The sequence below is a fragment of the Myxococcus sp. AB036A genome (genome assembly GCF_006547355.1).
Taxonomy (GTDB): Bacteria; Myxococcota; Myxococcia; order Myxococcales; family Myxococcaceae; genus Myxococcus; species Myxococcus virescens.
Genome location: NZ_VHLC01000036.1, coordinates 59,624 through 75,059 on the forward strand (window position 1 = coordinate 59,624; position 15,436 = coordinate 75,059).

At 66.3% G+C, this 15,436-nt stretch carries 10 protein-coding genes and 2 pseudogenes; 7 read left to right on the forward strand and 5 right to left on the reverse strand.

The features are described from left to right. The first annotated feature begins 74 nt into the window (after positions 1-74). The 4 genes from FL344_RS16875 to FL344_RS40030 all read left to right on the forward strand — a co-directional run bounded on the left by FL344_RS16875 (position 75) and on the right by FL344_RS40030 (position 3,240). On the forward strand, positions 75-1,274 hold the full coding sequence (locus tag FL344_RS16875; RefSeq protein WP_141619256.1) for an extracellular solute-binding protein: 1,200 nt from the start codon (positions 75-77) through the stop codon (positions 1,272-1,274). A gap of 74 nt (positions 1,275-1,348) precedes the next feature. After that, complete coding sequence (locus tag FL344_RS39115; RefSeq protein WP_228565116.1) at positions 1,349-1,669, forward strand: sulfatase-like hydrolase/transferase; 321 nt, start codon at positions 1,349-1,351, stop codon at positions 1,667-1,669. A gap of 26 nt (positions 1,670-1,695) precedes the next feature. Further along, positions 1,696-2,649: a sulfatase-like hydrolase/transferase gene (locus FL344_RS16885; RefSeq protein WP_228565117.1), complete on the forward strand. Its 954-nt coding sequence runs from the start codon at positions 1,696-1,698 to the stop codon at positions 2,647-2,649. A gap of 180 nt (positions 2,650-2,829) precedes the next feature. After that, positions 2,830-3,240, forward strand: a complete 411-nt coding sequence (locus tag FL344_RS40030) for a GNAT family N-acetyltransferase (protein WP_368667432.1) — start codon at positions 2,830-2,832, stop codon at positions 3,238-3,240. 383 nt (positions 3,241-3,623) lie between these two features. On the opposite strand, the gene FL344_RS16895 is transcribed toward FL344_RS40030, so the two are convergent. After that, on the reverse strand, positions 3,624-4,679 hold the full coding sequence (locus FL344_RS16895) for a response regulator transcription factor (RefSeq protein ID WP_228565118.1): 1,056 nt from the start codon (positions 4,677-4,679) through the stop codon (positions 3,624-3,626). A gap of 538 nt (positions 4,680-5,217) precedes the next feature. On the opposite strand from FL344_RS16895, the gene FL344_RS16900 reads away from it, so the two are divergent. Both FL344_RS16900 and FL344_RS16905 read left to right on the forward strand, forming a co-directional pair. Continuing rightward, positions 5,218-6,345: a DNA repair exonuclease gene (locus tag FL344_RS16900; RefSeq protein WP_141619258.1), complete on the forward strand. Its 1,128-nt coding sequence runs from the start codon at positions 5,218-5,220 to the stop codon at positions 6,343-6,345. Next, positions 6,342-9,089 (forward strand): AAA family ATPase, encoded by a 2,748-nt coding sequence (locus FL344_RS16905; RefSeq protein WP_141619259.1) that lies wholly within the window; start codon positions 6,342-6,344, stop codon positions 9,087-9,089. Before FL344_RS16900 ends, FL344_RS16905 begins: the two co-directional genes overlap by 4 nt. A gap of 46 nt (positions 9,090-9,135) precedes the next feature. Here the strand turns inward: FL344_RS16905 and FL344_RS16910 are convergent. Continuing rightward, positions 9,136-9,848, reverse strand: a pseudogene (locus tag FL344_RS16910) (LysR family transcriptional regulator). A 271-nt stretch (positions 9,849-10,119) separates the two neighbouring features. On the opposite strand from FL344_RS16910, the gene FL344_RS16915 reads away from it, so the two are divergent. Beyond that, the gene (locus FL344_RS16915) at positions 10,120-10,830 is read left to right on the forward strand and encodes a RibD family protein (RefSeq protein ID WP_141619260.1); all 711 of its coding nucleotides are present in this window, start codon (positions 10,120-10,122) and stop codon (positions 10,828-10,830) included. Between the two features lie 27 nt (positions 10,831-10,857). Here FL344_RS16915 and FL344_RS16920 read toward each other — a convergent pair whose 3' ends face one another. The 3 genes and pseudogenes from FL344_RS16920 to FL344_RS16930 all read right to left on the reverse strand — a co-directional run. After that, positions 10,858-12,831, reverse strand: coding sequence for an ATP-binding protein (locus FL344_RS16920; RefSeq protein ID WP_141619261.1), 1,974 nt, complete (start codon positions 12,829-12,831; stop codon positions 10,858-10,860). After that, on the reverse strand, positions 12,828-14,597 hold the full coding sequence (locus FL344_RS16925) for a hypothetical protein (protein ID WP_228565119.1): 1,770 nt from the start codon (positions 14,595-14,597) through the stop codon (positions 12,828-12,830). The genes FL344_RS16920 and FL344_RS16925 overlap by 4 nt, the downstream gene beginning before the upstream one ends. A gap of 14 nt (positions 14,598-14,611) precedes the next feature. Continuing rightward, positions 14,612-15,436 (reverse strand): annotated as a pseudogene (locus tag FL344_RS16930) (hypothetical protein); the annotation flags it as partial.

Sequence of the window (15,436 nt, forward strand, 5' to 3'; positions counted from 1 at the left end):
ACGGTAGACTGAGGTGCAATGCCGCTCCCGCATCCGTGCGGGGCGGTCCCCCCTCATTTCGCCGGAGCCACGCCATGCAATGGAGAGCTTTGCCCTGCGTTCTCGCCCTATCCCTGGGCGCCTGCTCGGACCCCGAACCCGAGGCCCCACGGCCGTTGAAAGTTGTCCTCTTCCCCTACATCCCGGACTCGGCGGGGGATGGCTTCGCCAGCCTCAAGCAGCGGCTGGAGGCGGATTTCGAGCGAGAGCATTCGGACATCGACGTGGACATCGTGTTCGACGCGAAGCTGGACCTCTATGACCTGGATGACGGAGGCACCCTGAACCAGCTTCTTGGGCCTGGAGCAGGGGCCGCGCAGGTGCTGGAGATCGACACGCTCATCATGGGAGAGCTCGTGTCGAAGGGCTGGGTGCAGCCCGTCGCCCTGGAGGCGGGGGCCGCGCATCCAGCGGCGGAAGAAGTCGTCTCCATCGCTGGCCAGAGCTACGGGGTGCCGACCTATCTGTGTAGCTACGTCGTCTACTCGAACAGCCCCCACCTGTCGTCGGCCACGGATGGCGACTCCCTGGTCCAGATCCTCACGGATGTGGCACCGGGGATGCGCCCGTTGGCGGCCAATTACAGCGGAAGCTGGACGCTGCCCTCGTCCTATTTGGACGCGTGGGCCGACACGAATCCCACGGGCATGTTGTCCCAGGCACTGTCGCTGCCGCTGGACACGTCGGCGCTGGATTCGTTCGAGGACGTGGTGAAGAGCTGTGAGCTGGAGGCAGGCGTCAACCCGTGCCTCGATGGAACCTACGCGGATACTTCCCTGGCGGAAGAGGCGTTCGCCTTGGGGCAGGCCAACGGCTTCATGGGCTACACGGAGCGCCTGTTCTTCGTTCGGAAGGCCAACCCGGGCATGGCGCTGCCAGAAGTCATCTCCGTTCCGCTGGGCACGGGCTCCGCGCCCGCGGTGTTCGTGGATGCGCTGGTGGTCAGCGCGCAGTGCACGGGGACGTGTGCCGAGGACGCCCGCGCCTTCACCGACTTCATGAAGGACCCGGACGTGCGCAGCCTCATCGCCTTCAGCGGGGACGCGCCGCAGGGCACGACGCCGCGCTATCTGCTGCAGGCCACCCAGGCTTTCTATCAGCAGGAGCCCGCGCGTTCTGACCCGATGTATCAGAAGTATGTGCAATTCCTGAGCGGAGCCCGGCCCTATCCCAATCAGGGCTTCCCGCAGAATCGGAAGACGCTGCAGACGGCGCTGATGGACGCGCTGCAGTAGAAAGACGTGCGGGTGTCGTCATGCGTCACGGCCTTCTGCGTTACAGTTTGCGTTTCCCATCAGGAGGTCGTGACATGACGGTTGCTGGCAAGCGCCCCAACTTCCTCATCATCACCACGGACGAGGAGCGATTTCCGCCTCCGTACGAGAACGAAGAAGCCCGTCGGTTTCGCGTCGAGAATGACCAGGTTGGACAGGAGCTCCGCAAGCATGGCATCGAGTTCCTCCGGCACCACACGGCCTCCACGGCCTGCGCGCCCAGCCGGACCACGCTCTACACGGGGCAATATCCGTCGCTTCATGGAGTGAGCCAGACTCCCGGCATCGGGAAGTCCTCGTTCGACCCAGACATGTACTGGCTGGCGCCCAACACCGTTCCCACGTTGGGGGAGTAGTTCAGCAAGCGGGGAAGCTGCCGGACGTGGCCCCTTCGCCGACGGCAGGCGAGTCGCTCGAAAGCAAGCCGCGCTGTCAGAAGGACTACGTCTACACGTATCCGCGCATGTACTTGCCGCAGCGCGATACCGCGTCGTACCGGCAATTCTATTACTTCCTCATGGCGGAGGTGAGTAAACACATCCAGCGGGTCTACGAACATCTCAAGAAGACCTCCTTCTTCGAGAACACCATCGTCGTCCTCACGTCCGACCATGGTGAGATGCTCGGGGCTCACGGCGGCATGATGCAGAAGTGGTACAACGCCTATCAGGAGACGCTGCACGTGCCGTGCGTCATCTCCAATCCAAGACTGTTTCCGGAGCCCCGGAGGACGGAGGTGGTGACGTCGCACGTGGACCTGGTGCCGACGCTGCTGGGGCTCGCCGGAATCGACGCGGATGCGGCCCGGCGAGAGCTGGCACGGGAGCACTCGGAGGCACAGCCGCTGGTGGGCAGGGACCTGTCCGGTCTGGTGCTGGGCCGGGAGGCCGAGCGGCATGAGCCCATCTATTTCATGACCGACGACAACGTCGAGTCGGGGCTCCAGATGACCAACAACCTCACCGGCCAGGCGTTCGCGGGCGTCATCCAGCCCAAGCACATCGAGACGGTGGTCACCCGCCTTCCCGAACTCACGGGAGACACGCTCTGGAAGTACAGCTGCTATTCGGACAACCCGCGCTTCTTCGCGGGCGCGGCGGGGAACACGGACGAGGTCGCCACGGCGCGGTTCATTCCTCGTGAGTACGAGTGCTACGACCTCACGGAGGACCCGCTGGAGACCCGGAATCGGTGCAGCGCGGTGGCGGCGCAGCCCTTGCCACAAGACATTCGTGACGCGCTCGATAAGGTCCTGAAGGAGCAGCGAGCGAAGAAGCGGCTGCTGCCCCAGAACCTGAATCGGAACGCGCCGACAAAGGGCCCGCTGCGGGACTGAGGTCACGCCGTTCGACGGCGCGGAGCCCTTCGCACGTGGCGCAGGCCGGCGTGATGCCGGACCTGCGCCACGTCGAAGGGGCCCCATGCCGTCCATGACCTGCCGTGTTGTCACGACTCAGCAAGAGCTGGATGACGCGCTTCGGTCCGTTGGGTTGTTTTCGGAGGCGAGCTGCGGTTGATGGCCGGACAGGAGTTCCCGACACAGCGGGAGGTGAATGGCTTCGACAAATTGTCGAGCACCGTCCACCTGGTCGTCTACGTGGAGCACGAGCCCGTGGCGACCGTACGGATACTGCTGCCGAATCCCGAGGTGGCCTCCGCGACCGGCGGCGTGCTGGGCGTCGAGATGGAGCATCGCTTGGACCTGACGGGTCTGGTTGAACAGGGACAGGTGGTGGCGGAAGCAGCACGCTTCTGCGTGCACCGGCAGTGGCGGCACTCTGATGCGGTGGTTCTGCTGCAGGCTGCCTTCTACGCTGAGAGCCGGCGGCGCGGCGTCACCACTGGCTTGCCAGGGCGAATCTGGAGACAGGCTCGGAGGTGGATGCGCGCCTCATCCAGCAGGCCATTGCCCACCACGGCTGGCTGAGCCCCAACTGGAGGGTGAGGACTCCCGAAGATTCCGTGACACCTGCCGTGTCGAGTACGCCCTTCTACACGCCCGAGGATCGGGCACGCGCCCTGGAAGAGTAGTGGGACACGGTGCGGTTGCCTCGGTCGCCCACGCTCGTTGCTCGGCGAATGGGCGCGCGGTTCATCTCCGAGCCGCTCTATGACACGAGCTTTTGTCGCTTCACGTTGCCGCTCATCGCCGCTTTGGATGGCATTCCCTCCAGTACTCTGGCGCGGTTCGCCGCGCAGATACCCGAGGAGAGCACGTACCTCTCGAGAGGTAGAGACATCTCCCCTTGACCGGATCATCCTTCCTCATCAGCGGGTACTTCAGAAGGGAGGATGGTCATGCCGTGTGCTTCAAATAGGTCGCAGGAGCCGCGCGGCCTGGTACAGGAAGTCGACCCGGTTGTCGCAGTTCAGAGCCTTGTAGATGTTGCGCACGTGAGTTTTCGCCGTGTGAAGAGTGATGTTGAACTCCTTGGCAATCAACTCTGGGCTCCAGTTCCTGAGGAGCCCCCACGCGATTTGCATCTCCCTCGCACTCAAATACTGAGCAAGCTCTTCTGGAAGCGGAATGGACTTGGGAACTTCGTGCAGAAGCATCGCCCACTGCCTCGGCCCATCCGATTCGGGAAGTTCGATAAAGATCACCACCAGATTCTCATCGTCGCGCGGGAAGATCAGTCGGTGCTCCCGCGGCCTCATGAGGATGTCTACCTGGGACAACGTCTTGATGTGCTCAATCATCGGCTTGGGAAGTCCCGCCCGAGTCCGTTCGTCTTTGGAGAACCACTTCTCCACCAACGCAGTCGCGCGCTCGGAGCGACGCGTCTCGAACGCGGGGGGCGCTACGACGAGGAACTGGAAGCCCTGACGTCGACTCATGGCGTCCAGGAGGCGCTCGCCCGTCAGCGGGCTGTCCATGTGGCGGCTTTTGTAGATCGCGGCCACAAAGCTGGGGGAGAGGAGCTGCAATGCCGCTTGAGCCTTCCGAGAGAAGGGGCGTCGCCGGTCCCGGTACATGGTGAAGCCGCAGTACATGCCATGCTGGACCGTCATGAGCGTGGCCAAGACGTGCTCCAGTTTCAGACCCAGCTCACAGCTGCGCAGGTAGAGCGGGCTCTTCTCCAGTTCCTTTCGAGGCAGCATCTCCGAGTCCCGGAGCACCGTGTCGCGTTGGCGTACGACGGATTTGAGCACGAAGTCATCGGGTTGCAGCTCGGCATACCGGGCCAGCAGGGCGTTGGGTGCGCCTGCCTCCTCGACCCACTCGTATGTCGATGGTCGCCCTCGGCTGACGATGCACAGACCCGTGTAATCGGCGGGGACGAGCTGGGTCAGCAGTCTTCTCGCTTGTCCCAGCATGTCTGGCAGGTGCAGCGAACCATTGAGTGCGACGGCGACATCGCGCATGAGCATGCGCTCACGCGAGCTGAAGTGAATTGACGCGACCATTCATCCCCCCGGCCAGTAGATGCACCGATGGACAGCATAGACGTTCAGGTCCTGAATAGGTCCCTGGTCACTGTCTGTCAGTACCTCCGGAGAGGTAGACGCTCCCCCCTTGCGCCCGTGCTGGCCTGTCGCTATTCGAAGGTGCTCATGGCCAGCTCCTCCGCCGCCTTGATGAAGGGGCGCAGCGGCTCGGCGTGCTCTCCAGCGACAACTGGACGGAGGATGCGAGGGCTTCGTGTTTCTTCGCGCGGAAGATGAGCGCGCGGTTCATCTCCAAGCTCAATTACGGCGCGGACTTCCGCCGGGCCACCTCGCCGCTCATCGCCATGCTCGACGAGGTCCCAGCCAGTACATCACCCCTGCGTGTTTCAACGCGCTCGAACTCCGCGTCAGCCTCGCCGGATAGGCGTGGCCCCTCCACGTCAGATCTCATGAAGCCAGTACTACCACCCTGGAGGTATGTGCGGCTCCGCGACACATCTGTACCGTCCTTTAAATGGTCAGGATTCTTCATTCAGCGGATTGGCAGATGGGCCTCCGAGCCCGTCATGTGGCGCATGTCGCGGAGGACGTGCGGAAGGCGAGACTGGAGGCCGCGAGCAACGTCATCAGCGCGGCCAACCGGTCGAAGGTGGATGCCGTCGTCCTGGCGGGTGACATCTTCGAGCACAATGTCGTCGAGGACCGCGTCGTCCATGCGGTCATCAAGGTGCTCGCGGGCTCTCTCGCGCCCGTGTACGTCCTGCCCGGCAACCACGATGCGCTGACGCCGGATGCCGTCTTCCGCCGGGCCTCCTGGAATCAGCGCCCGGATCACATCACGGTGCTGGATGGGAATGCGGCGGTGCCCATCCCGCACACCGATGCCGTGTTGCTCCCCGCGCCACTCCGCCAGAAGAAGGGTATGAAGGACCCCACCGCCGGCTGGGAGATGGCGTCCGGCCTGGACGTGATTCGCATCGGCGTGGCGCATGGCTCCCTGCGCATCGAAGGCAAGCACGCCGCGGACGACTTCCCCATCGCACCGGACGCGGCGGTCCGCGCTGGCCTCGACTACCTGGCCTTGGGTCACTGGCATGGGCAGTACGTCCATGACGGTCGTACGGCCTACTCGGGAGCCCACGAGACGACGAAGTTCGGTGAGGTGGGCTCGGGGCAGGCGCTGCTGGTGGAACTCTCGTCGCGGGGCGCCGTGCCCCGGCTGGAGCCGATTGCAACAGGGGCGCTGACCTGGAGGACGGTGGAGCTGGACCTGAGTCAGGGGCACGAGCAGGAGGTGGCTCGGGCTCGGGAGTTCGTGGCGCAGCTGGCGCGCCCCGAAAGGGCGCTGCTGCGCATTCACACGACGGGATTTTCTTCCGAGGACGCCTCATCAGGGTTGGAGGCGTTCCGTGAGGAGCTTCAGGGGGGAGGGCTCCTTCATGTCTGCATCGAGCGCGAGGACATACCACGCGCGAAGGCAGAGGGGCGCCTCGCGGACATCGCAGGTTCGAGCAGTCTGGTCTCCTCGTTGCTGGATGGGCTGAACAAACTGGCCGCAGTTGGACCAGGTGCCACGCCGGAGCCCGTCAGGACCGCGGCCAGACAGTTGCTGTCAGAGCTGGTGATGGAGGTGTGGAAATGATTTTGCGCAGGCTTTGCGTCCAGCACTTTCGCTGCTTCCGGAGCCCGGTGGACCTGCAAGGGCTGGGAACGGGCATCCATGTCATCCATGCGCCCAATGAGACGGGTAAGTCGAGCCTCATCCTGGCCGTCGCAAGGGCGCTGTTCGACCGCCACTCCACGAAGGACCGAGAGATGAACCTGCTTCGTCCCTGGCAGACCAAGCTCTCTCCGCGAGTGAAGCTGGAGTTCGAGACGGGGGGGAAGCGCTACCGGCTTGAGAAGGCTTTCCTGGACGACGCCAGTAGCGTCCTGGATGAGTGGACGGGGAGTCGGTTCGAGCGGCTCGCTGAATCGCAGGAGGCGGATGCATTGCTCCGAGGCTTCCTTGTCTCCAGCGTGCCCGGCAACGGCGTGACGAAGGTGGGCAACTGGGGCTTGGCTCGGCTGCTCTGGTTGAATCAGTCGGAAGAGCGGTACGACTTGCCCGGCCTCGATACACCGCTCAAGGCCCGCCTCCTGGAGACGGTTGGAGTCGCCGCCCTGAGCAACGAGGAACAGTCCCTCCTGAAGGCAATGGAGGGGGCCTACCGCCAGTTCTTCACGCCCAAGACGGGAAAGCTCGTCACCGGAAGCGACCTTGATCGTGAGGGTGCTCGCAGGCGGGAGTTGCGCGAGGAGGCAGCTCGGTTGACTCAGCGGTTGGCGGAGATCGAGCAGCTTGCCAGCGAGAGCATGGACCTCGGCCAGAAGCAGCTCTCCCTGGCGGAGGAACGGAGGACCTATGAGCAGCGGCTCGCTAGCTTGCAGGAGCGCATCGCGGAGGAGGAGAAGCTGGAGCAGCAGGCGGCGCTCCGGGAGAAGGACGTCGAGCGTCAGCGAAAAGAGTGGCAGGCGCTGGACCAGAAGCAGCGAGAGCTTCTCGCGCTCCAGCAGAAGGTGGTCCAGCAGGAGGACCTGCTTGCTCGCAACGAGCCGGCCTTGCAGGAGGCCCAGGGACTCGTCCGGCGCGCCGAAGACGGGGCTCGCGAAGCACGCGAGCGACACAAGGCTCAGCAGGGGGAAGTGGAGCTGGCGGAGCAGCGCGTGGAACGAGGACGACTCCTCGAAGATGCGCGCGCTTCCCTGGCGGAGCAGCGGAAGTTGGACGGGCTCGTCAAGCAGGGGACGCGGGTGGAGACCGCAGTGGAGAATGCCCGACGCAAGACTGCGGCGCTGAAGGCGCTTCCAGACGCAGAGGTAAAGCGCGCCGAGGAGGTGCAGCGCAAGCTGAATCAGGCCCTGGACAGGCTGGACGCACAGGGGGTCGAGGTCTCCTTCACGGCCGAGAGCCCGCAGCGTATCGAGTGGGAGGCCCAGGGTCACACCACACCGCACAAACTCACAAGGGAGGAGCAGAAGGTCTTCTCGGGGGTGCGCGCTGGTGCACTGCGCATCAAGGGAGTGGGTGAAGTCCGCGTGCGCACCGCGGCCGAGGAGATTGGCAAACTCGAAGCGGAGGTCGAGAAGCACCGGAAGGACCTGGCGCGCCGCCTCCATGAGCACGGAGTCGATGATGTGGTGGGTCTGCGCGCGGCGTGGGAGTCCCAGCAGGTCGTGCTTCAGGAGCTGTCGAAGTACGAGGAGGCACGGAGCCAGTTCTTGGAGGACAACAAAGTCGAGAGCGTCGAGGTGCTCAGGGAACAGCAGCGTGAGCAAGCACGGAAGACGGGGGCACTGAGCGCCCAGCTCAACCTTTCGCGGGAGGAGCTACAGACCCACCCATTTCCCGAGCTGAAGGCGCTGACGGAGGAACTCAAGGTCCGCAGGCAGGAGGTGAAGGCCCGGGACAAGGCGCGGGATGAGGTGGAAGGAGCTCTCCGGAAGGCAGAGCAGCACCTCAAGGTCGTCACTCAGGGGCGCAACTCCGCGCAGGCTGCGGCCCAGGCGCTGGGCTTGGAGCTGAAGACCCAGCTCAACACCCTGGGCTTGTCCCTCGAAGGGCTGGGCGCGGAGGTAGAGCGGGCGGAGGCGGAGCTGAACCGTCTGGAGAACATGGTCAGGGGGCTCCGAGCGCAACTTCCCAGGCTGGAAGCACGCGCCACAGTCGAGCGTAAGAAGCTGCAGGACACGTTGGAGCGGATCGGAGACGAGGAGAAGAAGAACCAGGAGAAGCGCATCCGGGCGCAGGCGCTGCTGGAGCAGGCGGCAGCGGACGGTCTGTACTCGCGGCTCTGCGAGGCGGAGGAGAAGCTGGCCCTGGCGGAAGCCGCGTACCAGCGACTGGAGACACGGGCCCGGGCCGCGGAGAGCCTCCGCACGATGTCCCAGGCCTGGCAGGACCAAGTGAACCAGACGTTCCTGGCGCCCATCGAGCAGGAGATCCACTCCCGCCTTGCGTATATCCGTGGAGGAGGGCGGCTCGAGCAACTCTTGCTGGACGCAGAGTTCAGCGAGGCACGGTTGCAGACGGCGGGGGGCCTCTGGCCGCTGGAGGGCTTTTCGTGGGGGATGCGGGAGCAGACCCTGTTCGCTTTGAGGCTGGCGCTCGGGGATCTGCTGGCCAAGAAAGGGCCGCGGCCGGAGCCACAGCTCGTCGTCCTCGACGACGCACTGGTGAACACGGACGCGGCCCGGCACCAGCGCGCCCTGGAGGTCATCGAGAGCGCGGGGGACACGTTGCAGATTCTCATCCTCACGGCCTTCCCGGAGCGCTACCGGACTCTCCGGGGAGTGAAGGAGTTCGACCTGAGGGCCCTGGCTCAGGCGTCTTCGCCGTCTTCTTGACCCGAAAGCAAGTCATTCAACCCCTCGCGCCCGTGCTGACCTGTAGCTAATCGAAGGCACGCGCAGCCAGCTCCTTCGCCATCTCGACGAAGAGGCGCAGCGGCTCGGAGCGCTGCGCACGGCTGGGGTAGTAGAGAAAGAAGCCAGGCACCGTGGGCGCGTACGCCTCAAACACACACCTCAGCCGCCCGCTCCGGAGCTGCTTCGCCACTGTCGACTCAAGGCAATAGGCGAGTCCCATGTTCTCCTCCGCCAGAATCGTGGTCAGCCGGCTTTCATTGGTGACGACGCCTCCGCGCACGGGCACACGCCAGTTCCGCCGGCCGCGCGCCAGCTCCCAGGCCTCGGCAAGACGTCCACGAGGCGGTCCTCGACGACGACCTCCACCTCCACGCGTGGGTGGCGTGCGCGAAAGGTCGGCTGCACGGGCGTGATGACAAAGGGCACCGCGGTCCGGGGCACCGACAGCCGGAGCCGGCCGACCGGCTCACCTGGATTCGCTGAGACCTCGGTGAGGGCCGCGAAGGTCTGACCCAGGGCGGGGCCTGCCTTCTCGACCAAGCGCCTGCCCACTTCGGTCAGCGACACGCTCCGCGTGGTGCGGGTCAGCAGGACTACATTGAGTTGCGCTTTGAGCTGGCGAACAGACTGGCTGACCGCGGAGGCAGAGAGCCCCAGTTCGCGAGCCGCCGCACTGAAGCTGCGCAGGCGCGCCACCACGAGGAAGGTCTGAAGCTGAGGGAGAAGCGCCGTCTTCATCGCGTGAGTCCCTAACAGGTAGGCGCGGTAGCCGATTATCAAGCATGGCTTCAAATCCCATATGGCGCGACGGCGCCTAGTGCCCTGGAAACGTGGAGCGTATTGAACTGTCCTTCTCCGGAGAATCCCTCCCTTCTCCCAGGAGCAATACGATGAACACGATTCAGGCATGGGGCACCCCCGCCGCTGGAAAGCCGTTTGAGGCGGTCCCAGGGGCTCGTCGGGAAGACGTCACCCTGTCGACCGCGCCCAGAGTCCGAGGAGACAGCAGATGCGCCGAGCAAAGCGCCCGTACGTGATTTGCCACATGGTGCCCTCCATCGATGGGCGCATCGCCACGACGAGATGGAAGCTCCCGTCGCGCGCCCTGTCCGAGTACGAGCGGACGGCCGAGACGTTCGACGCCGACGCCTGGATGATTGGCCGGATTTCGATGGAGCCCTACGCGGGGAAGGCGAAGGTTCCGGTGCGCAAGTCAGGCCAGCCGATTCCAAGGACGGACTTCATCGCGAGACGCGACGCGGAGTCCTACGCCATCGCGCTGGACCCCTCGGGCAAGCTCACCTGGAAGTCGGGCTCCATCGATGACGAGCACGTCATCACCATTCTCACGGAGCAGGTCTCTGACGACTACCTGGCCTTCCTCCAATCGAAGGGCGTCTCCTACCTGTTTGGCGGCAAGACGGAGCTGAACCTGAAGAAGGTGCTCGAAAAGCTCCGAAAGGACTTCGGCATCAAGCGGTTGCTCCTGGAGGGCGGTGGGAAGATCAACGGTTCCTTCCTGGCTGAGGACCTCATCGACGAGCTGAGCGTCTTGGTGGCGCCCATCGCGGATGGCTCCATCGGAACGCCTTCCCTGTTCGATGCGGGCGAGGGACGGGGCCCGGTCCGCCATCTCAAGCTGGTCTCCTGCGAGCCGCGGAAGGGCGACATGCTCTGGCTGAAGTACAAGGTGCGCAAATCAGAATCGAAAAGGGGATGAGCAGAAGGGGCCGGTTGGACTGCCACGTTAGCGGCGCCATGGGTCACGGGCGCCGTTAGCGGAGCCCAGGGGCGTGGTGCGGAGCTCGGAGGGGGGCTCGCGGCCCTGCTTCCGGTACTCATGCACGAGCGCCTCGATGATGTCCGGTGGTTGGATGGAGCGGCCCGCCTCACGCGCGATGAGCGCGGCCGTCAGCACCACGTTGCGAATCTGCCCTCCGGCCAGGTCCGCCGTCGCCGCCAGTCGGTTCAACTCCTTGGCGGGAAGTTCGTGCGCCATGCCCAGATGCGTGGTCCAGAGCGCGCGCCGCTCGGCGGGCCCGGGCAGGGTGAAGTCGATGATGGCATCGAGCCGGCGCGTAAAGGCTGAATCGAACCGGCTCTTGCTGTTGCTGGTCAGGATGGTCACGCCGTCGAAGGCCTCGATTCGTTGGAGCAGGTAGTTCGTCTGTGCGTTGGCGAACCGGTCGTTCGAGTCCTTCACGTCGGTGCGCTTGGCGAAGAGCGAGTCCGCCTCATCGAAGAGCAGCACCAGGTCGGCATGCTCGGCCCGCGCGAAGAGCTGCGAGAGGTTCTTCTCCGTCTCTCCGATGTACTTGCTCGTCACGGATGCCAGATCCACGCGGTAGAGCGGCAGACCGAGTTTCGTGGCCAGCCATCCCGCGGCGAGTGTCTTGCCCGTTCCCGACGCGCCCATGAAGAGTGCCCGGACACCCGCGCGATAGCGCACCGTCGCGGAGGGGCCCAGGCCGTGGACCAGATCGTCCCGAGCACGGCACCGCGCCAGGAGAAGCTCCAATTCTCGTTTCACCTGGGGCACGAGGACGATGGCGTCGTCGTGGATGGCGTCCATCAAGGGCTCCGCGAGCGTGCTCATGCCCTCGGATTCCGCCTCCCAGGCCGCTGCGAGCACGTCTTGCAGCTCGGGCGCCGGTCGCCCGTCCAGCTCCGCCTTCTGCCGGGCCAGCCGGCCAAGCTGGGCAATCCGCCCTGCTCCCTGACGGTGCCGTCGGGCCAGCTCCTCGGCGAGGTTCGGTGCGCCCAGTGAGGATTCCCACAGGGCCCGCCGCTCCTCGCTGGGAGGTCGTGGAACGGACCAGCGCAACACCGCGCGGTCCGTCGCGTCGAGCGTGCCCTCGGGTCCGGTGATGGCCAGCACGGGGCCGTCGTAGTACGGCACGTTGGGAAGCACCTTCCGTTCGCCGGGCGCGAGGTCGTGGACATGAATGGGAAGCAGCCCTCGCTGAATCAGGAAGGGCCCCAAGCCCCGCTGTAGCTCCGCTCCGAGGAAGAGGGGGGCTCGTCCGAGCGTCATGGCGACCGCCGCCGCCACGGTGCGGGTTTCAGAAACCGACGTGCCGCGCAGCACGAGCGTCGACCGAGGCGAGCCTGCGAGAAAGCGCGCATGCCGGCGCACGCCATCCATGATGGAGGGAGGCAGCGGTACGTCCATGAGGCGGGCCGAGCCGAGCGTTGCTCCAGGCCAGGTGACGTCGTGCCCGGACAACGCCAGGAAGAGCGGCAGCGGCATGGCCAGCGTTTGCTCACACAGTGGCAGGTCCTCCCGGAGGCGCGTCAGCAGCCCGCTGCCCAGGGCCGCTCCGGCGGTGAGGAGGAGCAGGGCCTCCTGGTCTCCGGAAGCGGCCGGCGCCAGTGCGCTGGAAACCAGTCCCAGCGTTGGCCGGGAGGCCTCCACGGGCGCTTGAAGGTACGCGACGGCCCGGCCCACCATCGGGTCCTGCTCGACGGCGGCGACCAGGGCCACTGCCAGGAGCTCTACCAGGGAGAGCCTGAGCACTTCGCCGAGCATGACGAGTCCAGCATCCTCGGAGCCCGGCCGTGTGAGGCGCTCCCGAGCGCGAGCGCCCCAGTCCCGCCCCGTTGCATCCAGGTGCTGTCGCAGGAAGCGCAGCTCGATGGCTTCTCCATCCCCTGAGCCCTCTTGGGTGAGGGCCAACGCCGCGAGGACCGTGGTGCGAAGGGGCAGGGAAGACGTCGTCATGCTCCGGTCTCGTCGTATTGATAGTGGTACTGGATGACGCGGGCGAGCCAGGGAACCCAGCCCGGGTTGATGTCGAGCCCCACGCGGCGGATGCGGATGTCCGCCTGCGAGGCGGCGAAGACGATGTCCAGATGCGTGCGGGTCGCGACGAGGCAGCCGGGACGGAGGACGAGCGCTCTCAGCCCCATGCGTGCCAGCCGTCGCGTGACGCGGCCCACCGCGAGGAGGCCCGCGCGCAGCATGAGGTTGGCGTCATCCCAGGGGAGTCGATGTGCCAGGGGCGTCGTGAGGCATCGGTCGAAAGGTGGGGGCAGCGCTTCCCCGTGAGACGTCGAGGCGAGCGGTACCCGGGTTCGTGCATCGAAGGCAACGCAGCGTCCCGTGGGTTCGCGGACGAGACGGAACGGTGCTCGCGCGCCGACGCCTGTCTGGAAGCGCACAGGGAGGACGAAGGGGCTGGGCTCGGGCAACGGCCCTGCTGTGGCCTCCTGGAGCACGCGGAACAGTGGGTCCGTCGGAGGAACACCCAGGCGCTCGGCGACGTGACAGAGGAAGCGCTCCGGGATTCCAAGGTCGGAAAGGGCCGGGTGGCCCGCAAGGAACTCCCCGAGGCCCAGTGCATTCAGCATGGGCACGAGGAAGAGGAGTCCCCCTGCGACTGTGGGGAGCGCTTCCTCCGTCACGTCGCGCTGGCGAGCATCCTGAGGCGTGGTTCCAGTGTCTCCAGGTGCCTCGTCCGTGTCCGCGGGCGCGGGGCGTACCCTCGTCTGTGGAACTGCAGTCACCCCCGCCGGGGACGCGGGTGTGGCCTCCAGGGGCTTCGTCACGTTGTCGGAAGTAGGGGCGCCGGAAAGAGCCCGCACCGATGGATGCGACGACGCTGCGATGCCCGGAACCATGGCCGTTTCAGCGGTGGCAGTGGGCGTGTCCGGCTTCGGAGGGGCTTGTTCGAGCGATTCCCGTGGCGTGGGCAGGTGCGCCGTAGGGGAAGCCTGGAGCGCCCCCAGCACCCGCCATGCCCGCGCTGGGAGATTGGGCGCGGCTACCCGGGATGGCATGTGCGTGCAGAGCGCCACCGCGGCCAGCCACAAGGCACGGGCGTCGTCGGCCCCCCAGGTTCGTGCCCAGCGCGCGAGGGTACGCTGGAGCGGTTCGGAGACCTGCTCCAGCGGGCCCACGTCGTCCAGGGGCAGCCGCGGCGCCGGGCGGGACGGCAGGTGTCCCCACCAGGCTCGGGCGAGCGCGGGTCCATCCTGCCATCGCAGCGCGCCTAACAGGGGGGCCAGCGCGCCGAGCGCGTGCAGCTCGGAGACGAGCGTCACCGCGGCGGCATGGCCCAGCTCCGTCCGCAACGCGCTGGCGAGCGTGAGGCGGAGCGCGTCGTCTCGGGACATCCCCGGGTGCCGTCCAGGAACGGCCGGCCGCCAGAACCAGTCGTCCAGGGGCAGCCCTTGGGCAAGCCGGGTGGCCAGCAGCACGAAGGGTTCCAGTTCATCCCGGAAGTAGACCGCCTGCGCGGTGGCGGCGGACTGCGACCTCGCATGCACCGCGAGCCGCGCCACCTCGCGCACGCGTTGCTCCACGACGAGCGAGAGTGCGGCCGGGCTGCGGTCCGCGTGAATCGTTCCGAGCGACAACTGGCGGATGACCAGCAGCCGCCCCCCGGGAGCATCCGGAAGGGATGCGGTGCGCAGTGCATCCTCCAGGAGGACCGCCCCTCTCCGGACGAGCGCGGTGCTGGCCGCCGCGAGCTTCACCTGGCGCACTCGCCGTTCCGCGGTCACCGGAGCAGTGTCCGCCGCGGCGTCGGGAGCAGGCCGCCTTGCTGCTCGGGCTCGGAGAACTTCGCCACCGTCTTCTCCGCGAGGTTCACGCTGGCCGCGCTCGTGGAGAAGACGCGCGCCCGTGCCGTGCCGGTGCCCAGGTCCTCCACCACGGCCTGGACCGTGTGAACGCCGGATGCGAGCAGCACATGGGTGCCTACGCGGATGCGCGATGGGTCCACTTGCAGGTCCAGCACCGTTCCCACCCTGGCGGGGGCTGGCTTCGGCAGGTGCCCGGCGACGATTTCTCCCACGGGGGCGTGGCTCGCGAGCAGCAGCGCCGAGCGCACCAGGTCGTTCATCAGCGACACGGCCTGGGTGCGTGACGGGTTCATCTGCGCGAACAGCCAGTCCACCAGCTCCTGAAGCTGGCGCCGGCTCGTGACCTCCAGCGTGTTCCACTGGGGCAGTCGGGCCAGGTCCCTCAGGTCCCACGGCGCGTCATACTCGCTGAGCATCGACGCCCATTCCATCCGGACGCGAGGGGGCACCTCGCCGAAGAGGAAGTAGAGGTACGTGGCCACCTTGGCGGTGTTTTCCAACTCACGGGCCGCGGCTCGAGCGACGTCCGGCCGCCCGTGCGCGGTGTCCATCAGGTCGCCGAACGAGGTGATGGGCAACGCCAGCTTCACCAGCTCTGCCCAGCCGCGGTGGACGAGGCTGGCCAGCTCCAGCGTCGCGGTGACGACCCTGGCCTGGGAGACAACCTGGCTCTGCGCGGTGAAGACACGGTTCACGCCTTCACCCGAGCGGCTGGGCGCGCGGGTGATCTGGGGGAGGGC

Coding starts and splice junctions, on each gene's coding strand:
- FL344_RS16875 (WP_141619256.1), top strand. CDS start 75: ATGCAATGGAGAGCTTTGCCCTGCGTTCTCGCCCTATCCCTGGGCGCC.
- FL344_RS39115 (WP_228565116.1), top strand. CDS start 1,349: ATGACGGTTGCTGGCAAGCGCCCCAACTTCCTCATCATCACCACGGAC.
- FL344_RS40030 (WP_368667432.1), top strand. CDS start 2,830: ATGGCCGGACAGGAGTTCCCGACACAGCGGGAGGTGAATGGCTTCGAC.
- FL344_RS16895 (WP_228565118.1), bottom strand. CDS start 4,679: ATGCGCGATGTCGCCGTCGCACTCAATGGTTCGCTGCACCTGCCAGAC.
- FL344_RS16900 (WP_141619258.1), top strand. CDS start 5,218: ATGGTCAGGATTCTTCATTCAGCGGATTGGCAGATGGGCCTCCGAGCC.
- FL344_RS16905 (WP_141619259.1), top strand. CDS start 6,342: ATGATTTTGCGCAGGCTTTGCGTCCAGCACTTTCGCTGCTTCCGGAGC.
- FL344_RS16915 (WP_141619260.1), top strand. CDS start 10,120: ATGCGCCGAGCAAAGCGCCCGTACGTGATTTGCCACATGGTGCCCTCC.
- FL344_RS16920 (WP_141619261.1), bottom strand. CDS start 12,831: ATGACGACGTCTTCCCTGCCCCTTCGCACCACGGTCCTCGCGGCGTTG.